The organism is Rhodococcus artemisiae, from assembly GCF_036327795.1.
Classification (GTDB): domain Bacteria; phylum Actinomycetota; class Actinomycetes; order Mycobacteriales; family Mycobacteriaceae; genus Rhodococcus; species Rhodococcus artemisiae.
Genome location: NZ_JAUTXY010000017.1, coordinates 130,482 through 152,822, shown reverse-complemented (window position 1 = coordinate 152,822; position 22,341 = coordinate 130,482). Strand labels below are relative to the sequence as shown.

20 protein-coding genes, 1 tRNA gene and 1 other RNA gene are annotated in these 22,341 nt (G+C 64.9%); 16 read left to right on the top strand and 6 right to left on the bottom strand.

The window, feature by feature from the left end; all coding sequences use genetic code 11:
* Positions 1–35: 35 nt before the first annotated feature.
* Positions 36–536: a nuclear transport factor 2 family protein gene (locus Q7514_RS27995; protein ID WP_330136562.1), complete on the top strand. Its 501-nt coding sequence runs from the start codon at positions 36–38 to the stop codon at positions 534–536.
* 348 nt (positions 537–884) lie between these two features.
* Here Q7514_RS27995 and Q7514_RS27990 read toward each other — a convergent pair whose 3' ends face one another.
* Positions 885–2,093: a PucR family transcriptional regulator gene (locus tag Q7514_RS27990; RefSeq protein WP_330136522.1), complete on the bottom strand. Its 1,209-nt coding sequence runs from the start codon at positions 2,091–2,093 to the stop codon at positions 885–887.
* A gap of 128 nt (positions 2,094–2,221) precedes the next feature.
* On the opposite strand from Q7514_RS27990, the gene Q7514_RS27985 reads away from it, so the two are divergent.
* The 7 genes from Q7514_RS27985 (at position 2,222) to Q7514_RS27955 (ending at position 11,803) form a co-directional block, all read left to right on the top strand.
* Positions 2,222–3,418: an FAD-dependent monooxygenase gene (locus tag Q7514_RS27985; RefSeq protein ID WP_330136521.1), complete on the top strand. Its 1,197-nt coding sequence runs from the start codon at positions 2,222–2,224 to the stop codon at positions 3,416–3,418.
* Between the two features lie 265 nt (positions 3,419–3,683).
* On the top strand, positions 3,684–5,009 hold the full coding sequence (locus tag Q7514_RS27980) for an MFS transporter (RefSeq protein ID WP_330136520.1): 1,326 nt from the start codon (positions 3,684–3,686) through the stop codon (positions 5,007–5,009).
* Positions 5,010–5,751: 742 nt separating this feature from the next.
* The gene (locus Q7514_RS27975; protein ID WP_330136518.1) at positions 5,752–7,173 is read left to right on the top strand and encodes a wax ester/triacylglycerol synthase domain-containing protein; all 1,422 of its coding nucleotides are present in this window, start codon (positions 5,752–5,754) and stop codon (positions 7,171–7,173) included.
* Positions 7,174–7,294: 121 nt separating this feature from the next.
* Entirely contained in the window at positions 7,295–8,728 is a 1,434-nt protein-coding gene (locus tag Q7514_RS27970) for a wax ester/triacylglycerol synthase family O-acyltransferase (protein WP_330136517.1), read from the top strand.
* Between the two features lie 343 nt (positions 8,729–9,071).
* On the top strand, positions 9,072–9,503 hold the full coding sequence (locus tag Q7514_RS27965) for a MarR family winged helix-turn-helix transcriptional regulator (RefSeq protein WP_330136516.1): 432 nt from the start codon (positions 9,072–9,074) through the stop codon (positions 9,501–9,503).
* A gap of 115 nt (positions 9,504–9,618) precedes the next feature.
* The gene (locus Q7514_RS27960) at positions 9,619–10,815 is read left to right on the top strand and encodes an MFS transporter (RefSeq protein WP_330136515.1); all 1,197 of its coding nucleotides are present in this window, start codon (positions 9,619–9,621) and stop codon (positions 10,813–10,815) included.
* Between the two features lie 88 nt (positions 10,816–10,903).
* Positions 10,904–11,803: an alpha/beta fold hydrolase gene (locus tag Q7514_RS27955; RefSeq protein ID WP_330136514.1), complete on the top strand. Its 900-nt coding sequence runs from the start codon at positions 10,904–10,906 to the stop codon at positions 11,801–11,803.
* Between the two features lie 7 nt (positions 11,804–11,810).
* On the opposite strand, the gene Q7514_RS27950 is transcribed toward Q7514_RS27955, so the two are convergent.
* Positions 11,811–12,461: a YoaK family protein gene (locus tag Q7514_RS27950; protein WP_330136513.1), complete on the bottom strand. Its 651-nt coding sequence runs from the start codon at positions 12,459–12,461 to the stop codon at positions 11,811–11,813.
* A 116-nt stretch (positions 12,462–12,577) separates the two neighbouring features.
* Here Q7514_RS27950 and Q7514_RS27945 point away from each other — a divergent pair, with 116 nt between their 5' ends.
* Entirely contained in the window at positions 12,578–13,687 is a 1,110-nt protein-coding gene (locus Q7514_RS27945) for a GmrSD restriction endonuclease domain-containing protein (protein ID WP_330136512.1), read from the top strand.
* 3 nt (positions 13,688–13,690) lie between these two features.
* Here Q7514_RS27945 and Q7514_RS27940 read toward each other — a convergent pair whose 3' ends face one another.
* Positions 13,691–14,464 carry a TetR/AcrR family transcriptional regulator gene (locus Q7514_RS27940; RefSeq protein WP_330136511.1) on the bottom strand — a complete coding sequence of 258 codons (774 nt, stop codon included), beginning with the start codon at positions 14,462–14,464 and terminating at the stop codon, positions 13,691–13,693.
* Positions 14,465–14,552: 88 nt separating this feature from the next.
* On the opposite strand from Q7514_RS27940, the gene Q7514_RS27935 reads away from it, so the two are divergent.
* Positions 14,553–15,542 (top strand): ABC transporter ATP-binding protein, encoded by a 990-nt coding sequence (locus Q7514_RS27935; RefSeq protein WP_330136510.1) that lies wholly within the window; start codon positions 14,553–14,555, stop codon positions 15,540–15,542.
* Between the two features lie 44 nt (positions 15,543–15,586).
* Complete coding sequence (locus tag Q7514_RS27930) at positions 15,587–16,369, top strand: ABC transporter permease (RefSeq protein WP_330136561.1); 783 nt, start codon at positions 15,587–15,589, stop codon at positions 16,367–16,369.
* 7 nt (positions 16,370–16,376) lie between these two features.
* Here Q7514_RS27930 and Q7514_RS27925 read toward each other — a convergent pair whose 3' ends face one another.
* Positions 16,377–16,631, bottom strand: a complete 255-nt coding sequence (locus Q7514_RS27925) for a hypothetical protein (protein ID WP_330136509.1) — start codon at positions 16,629–16,631, stop codon at positions 16,377–16,379.
* A gap of 205 nt (positions 16,632–16,836) precedes the next feature.
* Positions 16,837–16,924, bottom strand: a tRNA-Ser gene (locus Q7514_RS27920).
* A gap of 116 nt (positions 16,925–17,040) precedes the next feature.
* Between Q7514_RS27920 and ffs the strand changes: the two genes are divergently transcribed.
* The 5 genes from ffs to Q7514_RS27895 all read left to right on the top strand — a co-directional run bounded on the left by ffs (position 17,041) and on the right by Q7514_RS27895 (position 21,448).
* Positions 17,041–17,135, top strand: an RNA gene (ffs, locus tag Q7514_RS27915) — signal recognition particle sRNA small type.
* Positions 17,136–17,182: 47 nt separating this feature from the next.
* Complete coding sequence (locus Q7514_RS27910) at positions 17,183–18,472, top strand: aminotransferase class I/II-fold pyridoxal phosphate-dependent enzyme (protein ID WP_330136508.1); 1,290 nt, start codon at positions 17,183–17,185, stop codon at positions 18,470–18,472.
* Positions 18,473–18,761: 289 nt separating this feature from the next.
* Complete coding sequence (locus tag Q7514_RS27905) at positions 18,762–20,105, top strand: hypothetical protein (protein ID WP_330136507.1); 1,344 nt, start codon at positions 18,762–18,764, stop codon at positions 20,103–20,105.
* Positions 20,106–20,126: 21 nt separating this feature from the next.
* The gene (locus tag Q7514_RS27900; RefSeq protein ID WP_330136506.1) at positions 20,127–20,708 is read left to right on the top strand and encodes an HhH-GPD-type base excision DNA repair protein; all 582 of its coding nucleotides are present in this window, start codon (positions 20,127–20,129) and stop codon (positions 20,706–20,708) included.
* Positions 20,705–21,448: a chymotrypsin family serine protease gene (locus Q7514_RS27895; protein ID WP_330136505.1), complete on the top strand. Its 744-nt coding sequence runs from the start codon at positions 20,705–20,707 to the stop codon at positions 21,446–21,448. Before Q7514_RS27900 ends, Q7514_RS27895 begins: the two co-directional genes overlap by 4 nt.
* Positions 21,449–21,638: 190 nt before the next feature.
* Here the strand turns inward: Q7514_RS27895 and Q7514_RS27890 are convergent, their stop codons facing one another.
* Positions 21,639–22,316: a PadR family transcriptional regulator gene (locus tag Q7514_RS27890; protein ID WP_330136504.1), complete on the bottom strand. Its 678-nt coding sequence runs from the start codon at positions 22,314–22,316 to the stop codon at positions 21,639–21,641.
* Between the last annotated feature and the right edge of the window lie 25 nt (positions 22,317–22,341).

Below are 22,341 nucleotides of genomic sequence, written 5' to 3'. Positions count from 1 at the left end.
CTCGGCATGCGCGCAACTACAGGGAAGGTACTGCGATGGGGTGGAGTCGGGACGAGCTGGAGAAGGCGTACGCGGACTATCGGGAGACTGTCGTGCGGGCGACGCGAACCCGCGACTGGAACCACTACGCCGACCAGTTCACCGAAGACGCGAAATACGTCGAGCACGCGTACGGGACGATGAACGGCCGCGAAGCGATCCGCAAGTGGGTCACGCGGACGATGTCGTCATTCCCCGGCAGTCGCATGACGTCGTTTCCGCCGTCCTGGTACGTGATCGACGAGGAACGCGGCTGGGTGATCTGCGAAGTGCAGAACCCGATGGAGGACCCGGGCGACGGCACCGAGCACAACGCCCCGAACATCACGATCCTGCACTACGCCGGCGACGGGCTGTGGTCCTATCAGGAGGACGCCTACAACCCGATGAATTTTCTCTCTGCCACCAAGCGGTGGTGCGCTCATGCCGAGAAGTGCGGAAACCTGCCCGACGATGCGCGGGCGTGGCTCGACAAGATGGCGAAAATGGGAGTCTGATCGGTGCGGCGCTGGGCCGGTGCGGCAGGGGTGTCGGTCGTTCCGGCAGCGTTGCGGCGGATCGCCATGGACCTGGGTTGCCCGTATCCACCTACATCGGACCTACTGACATCGAGTGGGAAAACTCTCCTGACCGAGACGGGGAATGCCAACTCACGGCACTGACATCCCGATGGGAAGTCTCAGTTGCCCCGAGTGACACGAAATTTGGAAATCGACATGCGAGTGACATCAAATCTGGAAAATTACACGTTCCTGGGAACTTACGAAAACGACACGGATGACCTTGGGAAATATGATGGAGTAGGGGACTCACTTCATCCGTAGAACTGACTCCGTAGAACTGACTCAGTCACTGACATCGAAACGGGAATCGCTACGGACATTCTGGCGGGAATTCTCATCTATGGCCAGGCGCATGCCCTGGAGGCGCAGTCCTATGTGCAGCTCGGCCCGTAGTCGCCCATCGCTCAGGTCGGTGTCCAGTGCGGAGCGCACTCTTCCGAGTCGGTAGTACAGCGTTGAGCGGTGGATGTTCAGGGTGTCAGCGGTGTGTTGGGCGTCCCCGCCGCAGTCCAGGTAGGCCTGCAACGTCGACAGGATCTCGGGTGACAAACCCGCTGCCAGGAGTCTTCTTGCTGACCTGGGCAGGTCTTCGGTGGTCATCTGCTCGACGGGCAGCAACGCCAGCACCCCGTCAAGTCCGGCGTCGTCCCAGGTGATCGCCAGTCCGTGATCGGCCGGTGCCAGCCACGTCACCCGCAGGGCCCTGCGGGCCAGCGTGAGTGAGTGGTGTACTTCCTCCAGGCGGCTGACCACCGGCCCGATCCCTGCACGCACCCCACCGAGCTTGGGGTCGGTGAGGATGCGGGCCAGGCGTTCCTTGACTACGGGGCGCGGAAAGATCAGCACGCCGGTGCCGTCATCGATCGTGGTGCCCACGACCGAGGCCGTGGATGAGCGGGCCACGAAATCCAAGGTCATCTGCACCGCCAATGCCGCGCGGCCTGATGAGCGCCCAGGGCGCGGGTCGCCGTCGATGGCCACGGCGGTGTAGTGCGCTGCCGCGCCCACGTGGCGCTCGGCGACCAGGGCCTCTGTGGCCGCGCGTCGGGCCACCGGATCGGGCCCGGTGGCCCGGATCAGCAGCTCTCGGGCGCGGGAACGGTCATGCTCTTCATACAGCAGCCGCAGGGAGAGCAGCACGCCCAGCCCCGAGGAGCCCTGCAGCAGGATCGGCAGTTCTCCCTCGCCGAGTGGGGAACCCTCGAGAACGGTCAGCAGGTATCCCGCCAGTCGTCGGTGATCCGTGAGCGGAATCAGCAGGCAACGTCCGAGCGGGGGCAAGGAGACCTGGATGTGCCCGTCCTTCAGGGGCCCGAGCGGATCCCATCGGCCCGAATGAGCCAGCAGCAGCGAGAGTCGGCGCCGGTCGTCCTCGGCCTCGTGGATGGAGTAGCCGACCACGGTCATGGTCCAGTCCAACACCGCCAGGCGCCGCCCGACGGCCTCCGACAGATCCTGCAGGGCATCATCCAAGCCAGCCGCCCTGGACACCAAGCCCCACCCCGCAGTATGGACAGAACGTCGGAAATAATCGTCTCATGTTCCCACATCTGTCTAGTGCTGGGGGTCACAGTCGCTGAATACGCTCGATGTCAACCACACCAGAAGGAGCCTTGACCATGTCCAAGCGGATTGCCATCATCGGCGCGGGAATCGGCGGCCTGACCCTTGCGATCGACCTGCAGCGCAAGGGCCTGGACGTCCAGATCTACGAACAGACCCCGGTCCTCGAGGAGGTTGGGGCCGCTGTCGCGCTGTCGGCCAACGCTACCCGGTTCTACCAGGACCGTTTCGGGATGGCCGAACAGCTCGGTGAGAAATGGGCAGAGGTCGACGGGTTGGTGTTCCGTGACGGGCGCACCGGTGAACAGATCGCCCGACTGTCCTCGCGCGAAGAGTACCGCCGTCGCTACGGGGCTCCGTACGTCGGCATTCATCGGGCCGACCTGCAGGGCATCCTCTTCGGTGCCCTGGACGCGCAGAGCCTGCATCTGAGCAAACGGTTGACCGGGCTCGACGACAGCGGCTCGGCCGCTCGCCTGACGTTCGCCGACGGCGACGAGGCCGAAGCGGACCTCGTCATCGGGGCCGACGGGGCCAAGTCCCTGACTCGGCGGCTGCTGCTGGGCTATGACGACGCGCGCTATTCCGGTTGCACAGCTGCCCGCGGCATCGTCGCCCCGGAACTGCTCCCCTCCCTACCGGATCCGGAGGCCATCCAGTTCTGGATGGGCCAGGGAGGGCACCTGCTGCACTACCCGATCGGCAATGGGGACCAGAACTTCTTCCTGGTCAAGCGCGAGGCCGTGCCGTGGGCGGAGAAGGGTTGGGTCGTCCCGGCCAAGGACGGCCAGCACATCGAACCGTTCGCGCACTGGGCGCCGGCCGTGGTCGAGATGATCTCGGCCGTGCCCGTCCACGAACAGTGGGCCTTGTTCTACCGTCCCCCGCTCACCCACTGGTCGCAGGGCCGGGTGACCCTGCTCGGCGACGCCGCCCATGCCACCGTGCCCCACCACGGCCAGGGTGCCAACCAGTCCATCGAGGACGCGATCGTCCTGTCCGATTTGCTCTTCGAGTCCACGGACTGGGACCGGGCCCGCACCGAATACGAACAGCGCCGCCGCTTCCGCACCCGCAAGGTCGTCGATGCCTCCGTGACCGTCGGGGAGATGCTCCACCTGCCCGACGGCCCGCGCTCCCAGGAACGCAACGCCCGGCTGTCCTCCCCGGGCGCCTTCGACCGGCACCTGCACTGGATCCACTCGTTCAAGGCCGATGAACAGATCCCAGAGACCTCCGTCGTCGCCGCCTGAGCATCCCAATCCGGGCAAACCATCAACCGCAGCACGCCACCGCTACCAGAAACTGCGGATCGAACGGACTCTCCTGCAGATGCAGATCGCCTCGGCCCCCGCGGACGAGGGTCCCGCACCTGCCGCACGGTAGACCCGCAACGGCCCGGAACGCCCACCGCGCCGGACCCTGGGATCACCACCGCTCCTGGATCCGCAAATTTGCGACCGCACGCGCCCCCGGCCTGCCGCGCTCTGACCTTCCTCCCCACCAGAACGGCTCATCATGACTAGTCCTCCTGCCACCCTGAAGCGACGCAGCCCGCTGCTCGTGGTCGCCCTGTGCTTCGCCGTCATCGTCCTCGACGGCTACGACCTGATGATCTTCGGGGCCATTGTCCCGGTGCTCCTGGACTTCCAGGAGTGGGGACTGGGTGCCGGCGAGGTGGGCATCATCGGCAGCCTCACCACCTTGGGCATGCTCGTGGGTGCCCTGTTGGTCGGCACGCTCTCGGACATCTTCGGCCGGCGCCGCGTCTTTTTGATCAGCACCATCTGGTTCAGCGCGATGACCCTGCTCAGCGCCGTCGCCCCCACTCCGGAGCTGTTCGGGGGATTGCGCCTGCTGGCAGGGATCGGACTCGGCGGCGTCATGCCGACGGCCATCGCCCTGACTGTGGAATACGCTCCGGCAAACCGCAAACAGTTCTACAACGCCATGATGTTCGTCGGATATTCGGTCGGCGGGGTGCTTGCCGCCCTCCTGGCGCTCGTCCTGGTCCAACCCCTGGGATTCCGATGGCTGATCGCCTTCGGCGCCATTCCCGGGATCCTCCTGGTTCCGGTGATCGCGAAGTACCTTCCCGAGTCCATGAGCTACCTCATCCGACGGGGCCGGACCGGGCGGGCCGAGGAGTTGTCCCGGACCTACGGCATCGAGCTGACCGCCAGCGGTCCGGGCCCAGACACCGGGCGTACCGGCGCGTTCCGCTACCTGCTCGGCCCCCAGCGCCTGCGTCCCCTGGTCCTCTTCTCCACCGCCTCCTTCGCCGGTCTGCTGCTGGTCTACGGGCTGAACACCTGGCTGCCACAGATCATGCGCTCGGCCGGATACCCCCTCGGGTCCTCGATCAGTTTCCTCCTCGTCCTCAACCTCGGCGCCGTCGTGGGCACCATCGCCTCAGCTGCCCTCGCGGACCGGGTCGGCTCGCGGATCGCGGTGACCTTGGCCTTCGTCGCGGCCGTCATCACCCTCGTGGGGCTCAGCCTGCAACCCAGCGCAGCCCTGCTGTACGTGTTCGTCGCGATGGCCGGGCTCGGCTCGATCGGCACCCAAATCCTCGTCAACGGCTACGCCGCCGCCTACTTCCCGGCCTGGACCCGGGGCACGGCCGTCGGCATCACGCTGGGCGTCGGCCGCCTCGGGGCAGTCGTGGCACCGCTGATGGTGGGCATGATCCTCGACTCGAACCTGAGCTTCGAGTGGAACTTCTACGCATTCCTGCTCGCCGCGGCCCTGGGACTGGTGGCCATCCTGCTGATCCCGCGCGAAGGAAAACCAGCCGCGCAGCTAGCCTCGACTTCTGCGGCCGAGGCGTCTGCCACCCCTTGAGTGACCGACAGGCCACAAGGCATCCGCCGGAACTCCTGCCGCGGTGCGTCCCCGGGCCGGCACGACGAAGAACCGAGCGTGGTCGCGTGAATCCCCTCGTCGTCAAGCCCCAGCCGGTGCATGTGCCGGGCCGCACCACTTCGAGACTCCGCACTCCTATCCGGACCGGCTGTGCGCGGTGAACTCACTGTCGCCTGCGCTTGCGCATCGCTGACCAATCAAGTTCGCGGGGTAGATGCGCGCGGAGGTGGTCGGTCCGGCCATACAGCTACAGATCACGAAGGCGAGGATCTTGCGAGTGGCGATCGAGATGCCACCCGAGTCTGCGGCTTCGGTCGAGTACGCCTTCATCTTCGGCGATCGGCCGATACTGCTGCCACGCATTGCTTGCGTACGAAGCCGGATATGGCGCACTGACTCCTTCAGGACCGACCGAAAACCGCCGGAACGGCCGAAAGGCCCTGTTGACGAACCCCGTCCGGTTGGACACTGGATGCATGGTGGAGCTTCGGGTCACCTGTACGTCTGCGCGCAGGAACGACACTCCGACAACCGAACACCGGAGAAGGTGGCAGTGATGGGTGCGATGCAGATGTGCCAGATGTTCCCGATGTGGCTGCTCAGCTCGAGTGTCCTGTCACCATACGTATGACGTCGATGTGATTGCGCGGCGCGGGAACCTCGAGAACGGGTCCGAAACACACCGACCTCCATTCGACCGCAGGCCCAACCGACGAACGAGTTGACCGACGTGAACACCACAAACCAGCAATACATGACCCAGACGGACTTCATGTCGTGGCGAATGGAAGAGGATCCGATCCTCCGCTCGACCATCGTTGCGGTTGCGTTGCTCGACCGAAGTCCGAATCAGGCACGTTTCGTCGACATGATGCGCAGGGCAGTCGAGTTGGTTCCCATCTTCAAGCGGAAGGCAATTGTGAACCCGATGGGCATTGCCCCACCGAGGTGGACAGACGATCAGGATTTTGATCTGAGCTGGCATCTGCGCCGCTACACCCTCGCTGAGCCCCGAACATGGGGCGACGTCCTGGACTTTGCCCGGACCGCCGGGATGACCGCTTTCGACAAGCGCCGGCCATTATGGGAGTTCACTGTTCTCGACGGACTGGACGACGGCAAGTCAGCCTTGGTGATGAAGGTGCATCACTCTCTCACAGATGGTGTCGGTGGAATGCAGATTGCCCAGGAAATCGTTGATTTCACCCGCGATGGTGCGTCACCTGCGGGCCGGACCGAGCGCCGGACGGCAGCGCCGGACGACGAATTACCCATCTTGCCCGACTGGCTCTCCTGGTGGTGGGACACGGCTACGGGGGTGGCCCGCATTGCTCCGAATGCATTGGGCCGCCACAGCGCCAGGCTTGCTCTGGCTCCGAGGGCCGCCTGGCATGAGGTGGCTGCGCTTGCCGGGTCTGCATTGCGCCTCACGCGTCCTGTGGCCTCCACGCTTTCCCCGGTGATGACGAAACGCAGCACGCGTCGTCACTGCGCGGTGTTCGACGTGCCGGTGGAGGCTCTCGCTCAGGCTGCCGCGACTGCTGCCGTTTCGATCAATGATGCGTTTCTCGCAGCCGTCCTGCTCGGCATGGTGCAGTACCACCGACTACACGGGTCCGAGATCAGCACAATGCGTATGACGCTGCCGATCAGCCTGCGGACAGAGGCGGACCCGGTGGGAGGCAACCGGATCACCTTGGCACGGCTCGCGCTACCCACCGACGTCGATGACCCCGCAGAGCTGATGTGCAGGGTGCACACCGTAGTCGAGGCCTGGCGCCACGAGCCCGCGATTCCGCTGTCGCCGGTGATCGCCGGTGTCTTGAATCTGCTTCCGGCCTCGTCGCTGGGAAACATGCTCGAGCACGTTGACTTCGTGGCCTCGAACGTCGTCGGATCTCCCGAACCGCTGTTCATCGCCGGGTCGGAGATTCTGCGCTACTACGCGTTCAGCCCCACACTCGGATCAGCGTTCAACGTCACCTTGCTGTCCTACACCACGCGATGCTGTGTTGGGATCAACGCCGACCCCGACGCTGTCCCGGATCTTGCAGCCTTGACCGATTCGATAGCCGACGGGTTTCGCACCGTCCTCGAACTGTGCGAGAAGACAACCGACACGAGGGTGGTCGTAGTGCAGTGATCGAAGTACTACGGGCACGGAGTACGGGTTCGAGGCAGCCGGCGTCGTACTCGCGGTGTGGATGGCAAATGCGACGCCTTGTTTCGACAACGGCGATTTCGGAATAGTGAGGTCGGAGCCGGTGGACGACAATTTGAGTTTTCTCGACGCGGGCTTCCTCGAAACGGAGGACTCCGACCCACACGCGAGCCTGACAATCGGTGCTCTCGCCATCATGGAAGGCCCCTGCCCGGGACAGGGCGAGTTTCGGGACACCGTAGCAGCACGTCTTGCGACACTCCCACATACTCGCGATAGGATCCGCACCGTCCCTCTGGATTTCAGCGCACCTTCCTGGTCAGCGGATCCTCATTTCGACCTCGGTCATCATCTGCGGAGGGTCGCCCTCCCGGAGTCCGGCGAGCAAGCGCAGCTGTTCGATCTTGTTGCCCGGGTCATGGCACTTCGGCTCGACCGCGACCACCCTCTATGGGAATGCTGGGTCGTGGAAGGTCTCACCAGTGATCGCTGGGCCGTACTGACGAAGATTCATCACTGTATGGCGGACGGGATCACCGGAACGAAACTGTTCGAGGCGATGTGTGACGAAGTCGAGGCTGATACGGGGATCGCTACACCGCCCGCCGTTGACGCCAGCGGCGAACTGGCGCCGACCCTCACCAGACGACCTGACAGTGTCGAGAGCCTCGTCCGCTCGGCGATCGATCTCCTCTCCCCAACTCGGCAACTCCGGCTCATCTCAGCGACAATGTCCATTCCACGTCGGCTCACGACTGCCGGTCTGGGCGTGGCAGAAGGCCTCACCCGTCTGCTGTCCGAGATGCTGACGTCGTCTACGGACACTTCTCTGATCGGACCGATCGGACGCCAGCGCCGCTACTGCGGCGTGCGAGTGCGGATGTGCGATGTTCGCGAGATCTGCACTACGTACCGGGTCACCGTGAACGATGTTGCACTGGCAGCGATCACCAACGGACTCCGGAAGTTGCTCTCGAGTCGGGGAGAACGCCCCGAACCACATACCGTCCGAACTCTCGTTCCCGTGTCAGTTCGTTCCTCGACCGAGGAGGGCGTGATCCACAACCGGATCTCACTCATGCTGCCTTTCCTGCCAGTCGACATCGAAGACCCAGTCGAGCAGTTGGTCGCCGTCCACGACCGGCTGACGACGCACAAGGCGAGCAAGGAAGCGGAAGGGGGTAAGGCGTTCACCGCGGCGGCCCAATACGGGCCGTTCATGCCCATGGCCTGGGTCGTTCGGCTCGCTACCCGATTCCCTCAGCGCAGTGTGGTCGCTGTAGCAACGAATGTTCCCGGGCCGAAGACCACACGACATGTGATGGGACGGACGATTCTGGAGATCTTCCCGTACGTGCCGATCGCACTACGGTTGCGGATCGGGATCGCGATCCTCAGTTATGCCGACCATCTCGCGTTCGGTCTCACCGGCGACTACGACACCACCCCGGACCTCACCGACCTCTCCGTCTCGATCGAACAAGGGATACTGATGCTGCTTGCCGCGGCGCGCGCGGCCGATGCGCCCTCCGAATGACGATGATCCCGTGCCGCAGAATCGGAAACGGGAGTGTCGGTGAAGGGTGGATTCGCCCCCCGGTGTGACACGCCGGCCGCAATGACATTGCGTGGCTGATGGATTGGCTGCACCTCCAGATCGGGTATGTCGTATGAGTCCTCGTGCCGACAACCTGTTGCCCGCTGGGTATGGTGCGGCCATTCGATGCAAACATCGGTCCCTCGCTGCCACCAAGCGGTGGTGCGCTCATGCCGAGGGATGCGGAAACCTTCCCGACGATGCGCGGCGTGGCTCGAGAAGATGGCGAAGATATCATCAGTTAGTCAACTGGGTTGATAAACCTAGTTGTATACTGGTCCGGGTGACCACCGTCGAACGCAGCATCGCCCAGCAACTCCGCGAGACGCTCCGTCCCTTCTGGCGACGGTTCAGTGCTCACCAATCCATCTCCGTCGGGAAGATGGGTGTGCTCGGATACCTCGCGGATCATGGCGCCACCACCTCCTCGACCCTGGCCGTGGCCGAACGGATCAGTCCTCAAGCAATCGCCACAGCGGTACGAGAACTCGAGAGCCTCGGGCTCGTCGTGCGCACCCCTGACGACGAGGACCGTCGGCGGGTGTGGGTCGAGTTGACCGACGTGGGACTGGACAGGCTGGCGCAGGAGCGCGCCACGAGCAATATGTGGCTGGAACGCGCTATCGCGGATCGGCTTTCCGCGGATGAGGTCGAGATGCTCGAGTCCGTCCTGCCTGTCCTGCGCAAATTGGTGAAGGCCTTGCCCGATGAGTGAGCCCACCGCGCGGTCAGCGTTGTCTGGGTCTTCAGCCCCCGAAACCTCTGCCCCCGAAACCTCTGCCCCTGAAACCTCGCCCCAGCGTCATCGCCTGTGGTCTCGGGATTTCATCTTGACATCGCTGACCAATTTCCTCATAGCGATGGTCTTCTACTTGCTCGTCACCGCGATGGCCCTCTATGCGGTGGATCGCTTCATGGCATCGGACGCAGAGTCAGGTCTCGCGGTCAGCGCGTTCGTCATCGGGTCTGTGGTGACGCGACTGTTCACCGGTCAGGCAATGGATCTGGTCGGTCGACGGAGGACCCTGATCGTGGCTCTGGTGGTGTTCCTCGGGGTCTCGGCGGCGTACATGGTGGCGGGATCCCTGTGGCTGCTCATCGCGGTGCGCTTCGTGCACGGTCTGGCTTTCGGTGCTGCCAACACCACATTGGCGGCGTCGGTCATCGGACTGATACCTCGCGGGCGGCTGAGCGAAGGCACGGGCTGGTTCGGCACGTCCACCACCGTGGCAACGGCGATAGGCCCTTTGCTCGCACTACAGTTGACGGACATCTTCGGCTACGACTCACTGTTCATCACGTGCACCGTTTTCGCCGTGGCGGCTTTGGTTGTCGGCTCGATCGTCCGTCTTCCGGAGGCGCCCGGCCATCGCAGTGCTCGACGGTTCTCGATGCGCGAGATGGTCTCCACCAAGGTCATTCCCATATCTGCGGTCATTCTGATCGGTGGTCTGGCGTACTCTTCCGTGCTGGCTTTTCTCAACGGCTATGCGCAGGAAGAGGATTTGAACCCGGCTGTTCCCAGCGTCTTCTTCCTGGTCTACGCCGCAGTGCTCCTCGCATCGCGGTTCTTCGCCGGCCCATTGCAGGATCGGTACGGCGACAATGCGGTGGTCTGTCCGCTGATCGTGTGTTTCGCGGTCGGGTTGGCCGTTCTGTCGTTGTGGTCTGCCCCAGGTGGATTCGTGACTGCGGCAATCCTGTGTGCACTCGGCTTCGGCGCGTTGATGACGTCCTTGCAGTCTGTGGCTGTGTCCATCGTGCCTCGAGAAAAGGTCGGCACGGCTACCTCCACATTCTTCTTGATGCTCGATGCCGGCGTGGGTGTCGGTCCGATCGTGCTCGGCGCGCTGTTACCGGCGACCGGATATTCCGGGATGTATCTCGTCCTGTCCGGCGTGATGGTGGCACTACTGGTTTTCTACTGGTTGGTGCACGGCCGCAAGTCTCGGCCTGATTCCGGCGTGCCTCTCCCCGGAAGGGGAGAGCATCTCGCCGTCGCGACAGGTGCGCAGCCCCCGCGCTGATCGACGCGTTGTAGGGCGAGTCCGGTGAATGATTGTTCACCTGGTTGCATGATGAGTGATACGCAATTCGATGATGGTGAGGGATTTCATGGATCCGGTAGTCACACAGCCCGAATTTCACGGTGACGGTGTCATCCTTGCCGCCGACCGGTGGGATCCACCGACCCGCAGCGCCGGTGGGCCGGGCGTCGACAGAAAAGGTGTGGTGCTGTTGCTGCACGGCGGCGGGCAGACTCGGCATTCCTGGCGAAACACCGGCCGCAGTCTTGCGGCGGACGGCTGGTCCGCCATCGCTGTGGATGCGCGTGGGCATGGGGACAGCCAGTGGGCGTCCGACGGGGACTACGGCATGAATGCCTTGGTCGCCGACCTGACGGCGATCATCGGTGAGCTGGGGGAGAAGCCGGTTCTCGTCGGCGCGTCGATGGGTGGAATGACGTCGTTGATCGGGCAAGGCGAGAATCCCGAGCTCGCACGCGGTCTGGTCCTGGTCGATAACGCTCCGAAGGTCGAAACCGGCGGCACCGCGGAGATCATGTCGTTCATGCGCAGTGGCCTCGACGGATTCGAGAGCCTCGATGATGCTGCCGCGGCGATCGCGGCCTATACGCCGAATCGTGTTCGCAAGCCCAATCCTGAAGGCTTGCGCAAGAATCTTCGATTGCGTGACGGCCGGTGGTACTGGCATTGGGATCCGGCGTTTCTTCGCGAGGGCGACGAACCCACTCGCCAATCCGACTCGATCCTGCGGTACGAACGCGCCCGCGACGCCGCGACCGCGATCGCCGTTCCCACGATGCTCGTTCGCGGTAAGCAGTCCAATGTGGTCAGCGAGGAAGGCGCGCAAGAACTGCTCGAGCTGATCCCGACCGCCACAATGATCGACGTTGCCGGAGCCGGCCATATGGTCGCCGGCGACGACAATGATGTCTTCAGTGGCGGGTTGAAAGGTTTTCTCGACGACCGAGTCGTCGCATCGCGTCTCTGAGCCCCGCTCACGCTCGGTAGGGCAAGAACCGCACCCCGACCGTGAGCGCGGCGGACACGGCGGTGGCGATCCACAGTGCGTGCAGACCGAGCCCGCGGTGTGCGAGTGCTCCGAGGACCGCTCCGCCGACCAGTCCTGCCCACAGGGCGAAATAGGGGAGCCAACTCCATCGGGGGCCGCCGAAGAACGCGGCGGCGATGCGTTGACCGATCTTGACGAGCGCGCCGGTCATGTAGGTCAAGGCGATACTGACCTCGCCGTTGCGCCGGAAAACGGAGTTCTCGGCGCCCATGGCCAACGTCATTGCGATGACCGCAAGCGGGACCCATCCGGCGAGGACACCGATCGAGCCGATCAGAAGCAGTCCGGTGACCAGGGCGAGCACCGAGCTCTTCCTCGTGCGTCGGTCGTGATCGGTGAATTCCGCGACGACCCCGCCGAGTATCACCCCGAGGACGAACAGCGCGATGACACCTCCAACGAGGCCTACGTGTTGCCACGCTCCTTCGGCGATCCCGACACTCAGCCGGGTGGAGTTCCCGCTCATGAAAGACACGAAGATTCCGCCGAGCGTGATGAAGCCGAGGGCGTCGACGAATCCGGCAAGTGAGGCCAGTACAACCGCGAGTGCATGGAGTTTCCTGCTGTATCCGACCACGGACAAATGATAGGTGCGCCGACAACCTGGGCGGTTGGGTAGTGAATGTAACGAAACGGGCATGGTGCGGCGATACCGCTGGCAGTAGTTTTGTTCGCGCGCACAGGAGTGCTCCGTTGTCCCCATTGCACGTCACAGTCCCCATTCGTTCGCGCGCCCGCTGGGTTGCGGGGATCGCCGCCGCGGTGGTGCTCGTCGCCGGCTGCACCGAGGCGGCCACCGACGTCGCACCGGACATCGACCGCGCAGCGAGCACCGCAACCTCGAGCGTCGAGCGGACGACCACTCCCACAGCGGCGACTGTCGCGCCGTCGTCGCCTGCGGCCGCGCCCGTCGCCGAGATCCCGGCGGACATCGAGGTCACGGGGGAAGCGGGGGCCGCGCTCGCACAACTCTCGACGCTGCCGATCAAGGGCCGTGCACCGAAGACCGGCTACGACCGCAGCCTGTTCGGCCAGGCATGGAGTGACGACGTCTCGGTTGCGGGCGGCCACAACGGCTGCGACACCCGCAACGACATCCTGGCCCGGGACCTCGTCGATATCGTCTACAGGCAGGGGACCCGCGACTGCGTCGTCCTGTCCGGCACCTTGCACGACACGTACACCGGCACGACCATCGCGTTCACTCGGGGCCAGGACACCTCCACGGCGGTGCAGATCGATCATGTCGTCGCGCTGTCGGACGCGTGGCAGAAGGGCGCGCAGCAACTCGATGCGCAGGCCCGAGCCGACTTCTCGAACGATCCGAGAAACCTCCAGGCGGTCGACGGACCCACCAACCAGCAGAAGGGCGACGGTGACGCCGCGACCTGGCTGCCACCCGACCGCCCCTACCGCTGCACGTATGTGGCACGCCAGGTGCAGGTGAAGGCCGCCTACAACCTGTGGGTGACGCAGGCCGAACACGATGCGATGGTGCGGGTTCTCACCTCGTGCGGCGGGTCGGCACCGGTCGCGCAGCAGTCGGAGTCCGTGGCGGTTCCGACCACGACCACGGTTCTCCCAGCGCCGCAGCCGGTACCCGCTGCGACCACTGCAGCACCCCAGCGGGTCCAACCCCAGCCCACCGCGGAACCCGTTCCGGTCGTCGAGGCCGATCCAGGTTCGGTGTACTACGAGAACTGTGCCGCCGCCCGCGCGGCGGGGGCTGCGCCGTTGTACGTGGGTGAGCCCGGGTACCGGCCGAAGATGGACCGCGACAACGACGGCGTGGCCTGCGAGTAGGCGTCAGGAACCGGCGCGTGCCCGCTCGACGGTGAGCTCGATCGAATCGAGCAGACGTTCGAGGCTCGATTCGAACGTGCCCTGCGGTTCGTCGAACGCGCCCGCGTTCCAGATGCGGGTCATCGTGGGGAACCGTTCGACGTCGAAGAAATCCACCCAGAAGCTGCTCATCGACGTCCAGTACGCGTCGCTGTCGAGGCCCGTGCTCTCCTTCTCGCGGTCCTCGGCGATCACCGTGCGGGCTTGTCCCTGTACGAAATTGTCGACGACTCCGAGGATTTCGACCACCTGACGTTCAGTGGGTCCGGCGTCGATGAGAGTGCGTAGTCCGGCTTCCTGTGCGTCGAGGACATGCGGAGCCAGGGGTGCCCGCCACATGTTGGTCTGCAGGATCCACGGGTGACGTTGATAGAGCGTCCAGTGCTCGCGGGCGTACTGTGCGAGTGCCGGCCTCCACTGCGTGCCTGCCCTGGGTAGATCCATCTCGGCGTAGACGCGGTCGATCATGAGGTCGATCAGTTCGGTGCGGCCGGGCACGTAGGTGTAGAGAGACATGGCGCCGACGTTCAGGGCCGACGCGACCCGCCGCATCGAAAGTGCATCGAGCCCGCCCTCGTCGGCGAGAGCGACGGCCGCGGCGACGACATCTTCGCGTGTCAGGGTGGCTCTGCGTCCGCGGGTCTTCGGTTCGGGCGGGTCCCAGAGCAAGGTGAGCCGTCGCGTGACCTCCGGGCTGCGTACAACCTCGTAGGGGCCGTCCTGCTTATCGATCGTCACGCGAATCCCTTCCGTGGGCGCTATTCCCGTACATCGTATGATAATCTGGTCCGGCTCATTTCAGTACGTCGTACGAAAAGGGGATCCTGTGATCCGAGCACGCGGTCTGACCAAGACCTTCCATCGAAAAGGCGACACGATCCGGGCCGTCGAAAACGTCGATATCGACGTCGCAGAGGGGGAGCTGGTCGCATTCCTCGGCCCGAACGGCGCCGGGAAATCCACCACCATGCGAATGCTCACCAGCCTGCTCACTCCCACCTCCGGCACCGCCGAGGTGGCCGGCTTCGACGTGGTCCGCGAGCCGTCGCTCGTGCGTTCGCGCATCGGCTACATCGGTCAGGGCAACGGAGGTGGCTATTCCTACAAGGTGCGCGACGAGCTGCACAACCAGGGGAGATTCTACGGACTTCCGGGCCGCGAATATCGACGTCGCGCAGCAGATCTCATCGATGCCCTCGAGCTCGGCGGACTCGAGAAGCGAGGCATCTCGTCGCTGTCCGGTGGACAGAAACGGCGCCTCGACGTCGCGCTCGGGCTCATGAACCACCCGCCGCTTCTCTTCCTCGACGAACCGTCCACCGGTCTCGACCCGCACAGCCGAGCCAACCTGTGGGAACACATCTCGGCGCTTCGTGAGCGCACCGGAATGACCATCGTGCTCACTACGCACTACCTCGAAGAGGCCGACAAGATGGCCGAACGGGTGGTCGTCATCGACCACGGTCGCGTCGTCGCCGACGCGCCCCCGGCCGATCTCGAGCGGGACTACGCGGACGACGTCATCACCGCATCCGTGGCGATCGACCGACCGGATTCCCTTGCGGCAGTATCCGATCGGATCAGGAAGTGCCTTCCGCCCGACATCGGGGAAGTCGAGGTGATGCCTGCGCCCGACGGGGCCGACACTGCTACGGTCACCATCGCCACCACGTACGGAGCCGAACGATTACCCGTTGCGCTAGAGGCGCTGCGGCTCGCCGGGTGGACCGTGCAGTCGGCATCGCTCACGCAGGCAAGCCTCGACGACGTGTTCCTCAATCTCACCGGTCGCAGCCTGCGAGAGGAGGTCGCGTGATGGGCGTGAGCACTGACAACACCGTCGCGCCCACCACGACGGACATGCAGAATCCCGAACGGACGGGCATCGCGAAGTTCGTCGCCGACACCTCTGCGGTATTCATCCGAGAGATCCTGCTGCTGCTCAGGGATCCGTTCAGTCTGATCTTCTCGCTGCTCCAACCGCTGGTGTTCCTCGCACTGTTCGGGCCGCTGCTCGCCGGCACGCTCGGGGGAGGATCGACGGCAGAGACACTCCAGTGGTTCGTTCCTGGCGTCATCGTGATGATCGCGTTGTTCGGCACGTCGATGACCGGCTCGAATCTGCTGTACGAGCTCATGACCGGGTCGTACGAACGGGTTCTGGCGACACCGCTGAGCCGCTCGTCGCTACTGGTCGGCCGAGCACTCAAGGAGTTCGCGCCGCTCGTGGTGCAGGGCCTGCTCATCACGATCGTGTGCGTACCGTTCGGGTTCGTTCTGCATCCGCTGCACCTGCTGGCCGGCCTGGTGATTCTCGGTGTCTTCGGGATCGGGATCGGTGCGTTGTCGTGTGCGCTCGCGTTGGCGGCACAGAACCGCGAATGGTTGTTCTGGACGGTGCAGCAGACGCTGATCTTCCCACTGCTGATTCTGTCCGGAATGATGCTCCCGCTCGATACAGGACCCGCCTGGATGCGGACAGTCGCACTCGCCAACCCGTTGACGTACATCGTCGACGCGGAACGCGCATTGCTCGGTGGCTCGTTCACCGATGCCGACGTACTGAAGGGTGTCGTAGCTGCGTTGGTGACGTGCGTTGTGGGTCTGCTCGTCGGAATCCGTCAGACCCGCCGGACGGCGTGATGTCGGGTCAGGCGAATCGGTCGGTGAGGTTGCGTCGCATCCGGTGCAGATCCGTCAATTCGGTCCGTAGCTTCTCGCTGTCGGTATCGAACCGGCGTGCGCGGTCGACGGCGCCGGCACGGTGTTCGGCGAGCGCGCGCTTCTCGACGTTCTCGATCGCGGCCGAAACCTCGTCGATTTCCCTGTCCAGCATCTCGCGCCATTGGGCCGCCTGCAATGAATCGGCCTGGTAGCGGATCGTTTCGTTGTGGTCGCTGAGCACGATCTTCGACGAACTCCTTCGATCCCGACGGCGCCGCCGCCGATCCACAGGTGCATCCCGAGTCACTACCCGAGGTTGTTCCAGTGTCCAATGTGCGGTGACCTGAGACAAACGATGACACGGATTCTGTACGAAGTCCTGTGAGATGATCTAGAACGAAAAATGCCCGTGACCAGAAATTCTTGCTGGTCACGGGCATTTCCGTTGGCGGAGGATAGGGGATTTGAACCCCTGAGGGCGTTAACCCAACCCGCGTTCCAGGCGAGCGCCATAGGCCACTAGGCGAATCCTCCGTGGGGAAGCATACCGAATCAACCCACGGACTTCCCAAACGGGCAGGTCGAAACGCGAATCGAGAGGCCTCGGAGGGGGTGGTGCGCACCCGTGCGGAGAGTCCTCTAGACTTGCCGATGGATCCCGCGCGGCGCGCATCCTGTGAACTCCCCCAGGGCCGGAAGGCAGCAAGGGTCAACGGGCTCTGCCGGGTGCGCGGGGTCCCCTTATTTTCCGCCGATGCCCGTGTCACCGTGCACGGTGAAAGGTCTCTCCGCATGCCCACGCAGACCCAGATCGGGTTGATGAGCCATGAGGAACTCGTTGCAGAGCACGAGCGCCAATCCGCGAATTACGAGCGGTTGAAGACCGAGAAGCTGACGCTGGATCTGACCCGCGGCAAGCCGTCCCCCGAGCAGCTGGACCTCTCCTCTGAGTTGCTGTCGCTGCCGGGCGCGGACGATTACCGCGATGCCTCGGGCACCGATTGCCGCAACTACGGCGGGCTGAAGGGCCTGCCCGAGCTGCGCGCGGTCTTCGCGGAATTGCTCGCCATCCCCGTCGACAACCTGCTCGCCGGGAACAACGCGAGCCTCGAGACCATGCACGACCTCATCACGTGGTCGCTGCTGCACGGCACAGTCGATTCGCCGCGCCCGTGGTCGCAGGAGCCGGTCGTGAAATTCCTGTGCCCGGCACCCGGCTACGACCGTCACTTCGCGATCACCGAGTCGTACGGCATCGAGATGATTCCGGTCCAGCTGAACGACGACGGCCCCGATGTCCGAGCGATCGCCGAGCTTGTCGCGAACGACCCGCAGATCAAGGGCATGTGGACGGTCCCGACGTACTCGAACCCGACCGGTGCGGTCTACAGCGAAGATGTCGCTCGAGCACTGGTGTCGATGCCGACCGCGGCTCCCGACTTCCGGATCTTCTGGGACAACGCGTACGCGGTGCACCCGATTCTCGGAGTGGTCGCCCCGGCGATCGACATCCTGGGTCTCGCTGCCGAGGCCGGGCACGCGAATCGCGTGTTCGCTCTCGCCTCGACATCCAAGATCACGTTCGCGGGATCGGGTGTGAGCTTCTTCGGTAGCTCCACTGCGAACCTCGACTGGTACCAGAAGCTGCTCGGGATCAAGACGATCGGACCCGACAAGATCAACCAGTTGCGCCACCTGCGCTTCTTCGGCGATGCCGACGGCGTGCGTGCACACATGGCGAAGCACCGCGAGATCCTCGCTCCGAAGTTCGCGCTGGTCCGCAAGATCCTCGAAGACCGGTTGGGTGCGTCGAAGGTCGCGTCGTGGACGGAGCCGAAGGGCGGCTACTTCATCAGCCTCGATGTCGTCGACGGCACCGCCAAGAGGGTCATCGCGCTCGCAAAGGACGCGGGGATCGCACTGACCGCCGCGGGATCGGCCTTCCCGTACAAGAACGACCCCGACGACAAGAACATCCGCCTCGCTCCGAGCTTCCCGTCGCTCGACGAGCTCGCCACAGCGATGGACGGTGTCGCAACCTGCGTGCTGCTTGCGGCCACGGAGAAATCGCTCGGACACTGACCTCTCGGGGGCTCACTGGCCCCGGGTGTCACACGTTCTCCCAAGCTGTGGACAAACCTGTGGAGAACAGGTGGACCGACGGTGGACAACCTCGGACGCATCGCTCTGACCTCCTGAAATCGGCAGATTCGCTTTCCTGTGAATAAGTGCCATACTCCGATGTCAGGGTCGCCGCATTCCCGCGGCGGGTTCGGAAGTGGTGAGTGTGATGGAAGACCGCGCTCTCGTACGATCCGGAGCCGGCGCAGCAGCCGTCGGTTCCGTCACGGGCTGTCACGGTGTTTTGAAGGTGTTTCTCCTGGCTCTCGACATCGAGGCCGCGGCGGTGTCGCCACCGCCGGTCGCGGCGGTGGACGAACTCGAGCCGTTCCTTCCGGCTCGCATCGGGACGTTGCCGCGCACCGAACACGGTGTTCGCCCGGCCAGCTTGCTCGCGTATCGGCATATCACCGACCGCGAGCGCACACCGTTGTCGTTCGGTTCCTCGACGGGCGCATTGCGCACCGGTGCCGCACATCCGTTCGTGGGGTCGCCTGCGACGTGCCTGTCCCTGTGGGAGATCCCCGGGCACGGCCTCGTCCTCGCCCTGGAATCTCTGAGTGACGACAAATCTCCGCTGATCGACTGGCGCGCCGACCCGCTACAGGACCGTGACGGCGCCGGCTTCCGTCCTGCGGTCGACGAATTCCTTGCACCGTTCTCGTTGACCAGCGCCGCATGCCTCAACGACCTGTTCCCCGGCCTGAACCGACGGATGCCCGCCCCGACCACCTACAGCCCTCTGAGCGATCTCGTCGTGCACCGCCATCGCGGTGTGGGCGACCAGGAGATCGTCGAGGCCCTGATGGTGGAGGTGGTGTCGAGCGGCGGTGACCGCGTGCGTGAACTCGTCGACGGGCGCCGCACCGACTCACAGGCCAGAGCTACAGCGCAGATGTGGGGCGTGCTGTGGAATTGGGATCGGGTCCCGCTCGTGGAACGACCCGTGCAGCCCGGTGCAGCGGTCGCGGTACGGGAGGACTGCGGCGCGGTGCTGCTGGATCTCGAAGCGACCCCGGTGGGTAGCGACTACGTCGGGCACGGCACAAGCGAGATGATCTTCGAATTGCTCCCGTGGGTAGCGATGCGCGCGCACTGCTCGACCGACTTCTGGCGCGTCCTCGACCACCTCCGCAACCACGACGATCTCACCGGCGACCGCCTCGTCGAGGCGCTCGACGACATCGCTGCCATGCAGGCCCGGAAGATGGAGAGGGCGCTGCTGCGAAAGGCCTCACTCCACAACGACCGGTTCCACTCGTGGACACAACCGACACAATTGAGGTCCTTGCTGGTCCGCAGGGCCGCCGACGAGATCGCCGACCTCGATGCCGAGCTCGCGGGCGCCGTCGAGGTGATCGAGCGCGCAGTGTTGCGCAGCGCCGAACTGCGCGGCGCGCATCATTCCCGGCTCGCGCGGGGATGGTCCGCGGCCGGTGGCGCGATCGCTGTCGTCGCCTTGTTCGCTGCTCTCGCGGCGGTGCCGGGCACCTCGGAGCCGACGCTCTTCCCGCACTGGATGTATGCACTGACCGCCTCGATTGCGCTCACAGCGACGGTGATCGTGGGGGTCGTCCTGTGGCGGCGACAGTGACGCTGGGTGCATGATCGACCCATGGCAACGACGCTGAACCTGGTCGGGGATCCGGACGCAGACGCATTGCTTTCCGAGAACTCGCTCGCGCTTCTGATCGGGATGCTGCTTGACCAGCAGGTACCGATGGAGACGGCGTTTGCGGGCCCGAAGAAGATCGCCGATAGGCTCGGCGGACTCGATGTGTACCGGATCGCGGACATGGACCCCGACGAGTTCATCGAGGTGTGTTCTCGGCCACCGGCGGTGCACCGGTTCCCGAAGTCGATGGGCCAGCGCATCCAGGCACTGTGCGCCGCGATCGTTGCGGAGTACGACGGCGACACCGCCGCGATCTGGACCTCGGGCGACCCCGGCGGCAAGGAAGTACTGAAGCGGCTCAAGGCGCTGCCCGGGTACGGCGACCAGAAGGCTCGGATCTTCCTCGCCCTGCTCGGTAAGCAGCGGGGTGTACAGCCCGAGGGCTGGCGAGAGGCCGCGGGGGCGTACGGCGACGAGGGTGCCCGCCGTTCGATCGCCGATGTCGTCGATTCGCAGTCGCTGCACGAGGTACGAGAATTCAAGAAGGCGGCGAAAGCCGCTGCCAAGGCCGGAAAGAAGTGAGGCGCGGCTTCGCGCTGTCGGCTGCAACGCTTGCATTTGTGCTGGCCACGCCGGGGATCGCCGCGGCCGGAGGGGGAGACGACCGCGTCGTCCTTCGGCCGGGCGATGGGATCACCTTCTCCGCAGAGCCGGTACCCGGCTGGTGTTCCGTCGCCGCCGTGGGTCGCGACGACGCGCACCGGCTTGTGGCAATCACCGCCGGTCATTGCCGCCAGGACGGTTCGTCCCCGATCTGGAAGGTCGGTGAGCAGCATCGCGGACCGGTCGGCATCGAGACCGATGTCGCGAGCACCGGCTCGGTGGACCCCATCGGCTTCCCCACCGACGAAGCACCCGACTACGCCGTCCTCCTGCTCGACGAGACGAAGGTACGCGGCTCGAACACCTCGCTGCCGAACGACCGTGGAGAACGAGTCGTCCTCGAATCCGTCGGATCGCTGCAACCTGGTGGCAGCGCCGTCGGAGCGCAGTGCGCTGCGGGTCGTACCAACGGGGTGGCCTGTACGTCCGGTGACGTGCTCGTCGACTCGAACCTGATGTCGTCCGCACTGCTGATGAAGCCCGGGGATTCGGGAGGCCCGTTGGCCCGGGCCGACACCCGCGAGTGGATCGGGCTCTCCGTCGGGTACCGGCCGACCGGCCGAGGGCTCGCGGCGTACCAGCGGGCGGATCGGATCGTCGAGGAGATCGACGCGCAGGGAGGAGTCGGCGCGGGCTTCACCCTCGTCGATACACCCTGAGAACGTCGGCTCAGCTCGAACCGGTTTCCAGGAGGTCGATCATGAAGGTGGCACGTTCACCTGCTCCTGCTTCACGTTGTGCCATTCGTCGCTGCCGTGCCGCGTCGCGCACACACGATGGCAGAGATGTGGCTGCTGCCGCTGCGGGTGGGCCGGCGCGTGAGGCCCTCGCCCACCAGTGACCGGCCCATCAGATCGGATCGGTCGCGTCGGGTGCCGGGTCGGTGTCCTCGGCGAGCAGCAGGTACAGCGACTTGCGTGCCTCTGCGAGCACCTTGTGTGCAGCGGTGATCTGGGCGTCGGTGCCGCTGACGGCGACCACACGTGCTGCGGTCTGCAGGTCGCGGAGTGCTCCCCGCAGGTCGGTGCTGTTTCCGTCGGCGGAATGCCCTGCGAACGGATCGGTCTGCTCGTTGGCGGGATCGTCGAGGTGGGCGCGACCTTCGTCGGTCAGTGACACCAGTTTGCGTCCGGCGTCCTTCTCGACGCGGACGAGTCCTTCGTCCTCGAGCTGCGAGATGGTCGGGTAGATCGCTCCGGGGCTGGGTTTCCAGGCTCCGCCGGTGCGATCGGCGATCGCCTGCATCAACTGGTAGCCGTGCATGGGCTCGTCGGCGAGCAGTTGCAGGACGGCCGCGCGGACATCGCCTCGCTGCGCGCGTCCTCGGCGTCCGCCGCGATGCATAGGGCCACCGCGGTGACCTCTGCTGTGCGGGCCGTCACCGAAAGGACCGCCGCTGCGTCGCGGGTCGTCGCCCGGGAACGGCCCCCCGCGTCGGGGATCTTCGCCCAGGAACGGGCCCTCGGTGAAGAACTGATTCATGGCGTGGGCGCGGCGTCCGCCGCGCATCTGTCGTGTGTTTCGCATGGTGCGAACTCCTTATCGTCGTTGA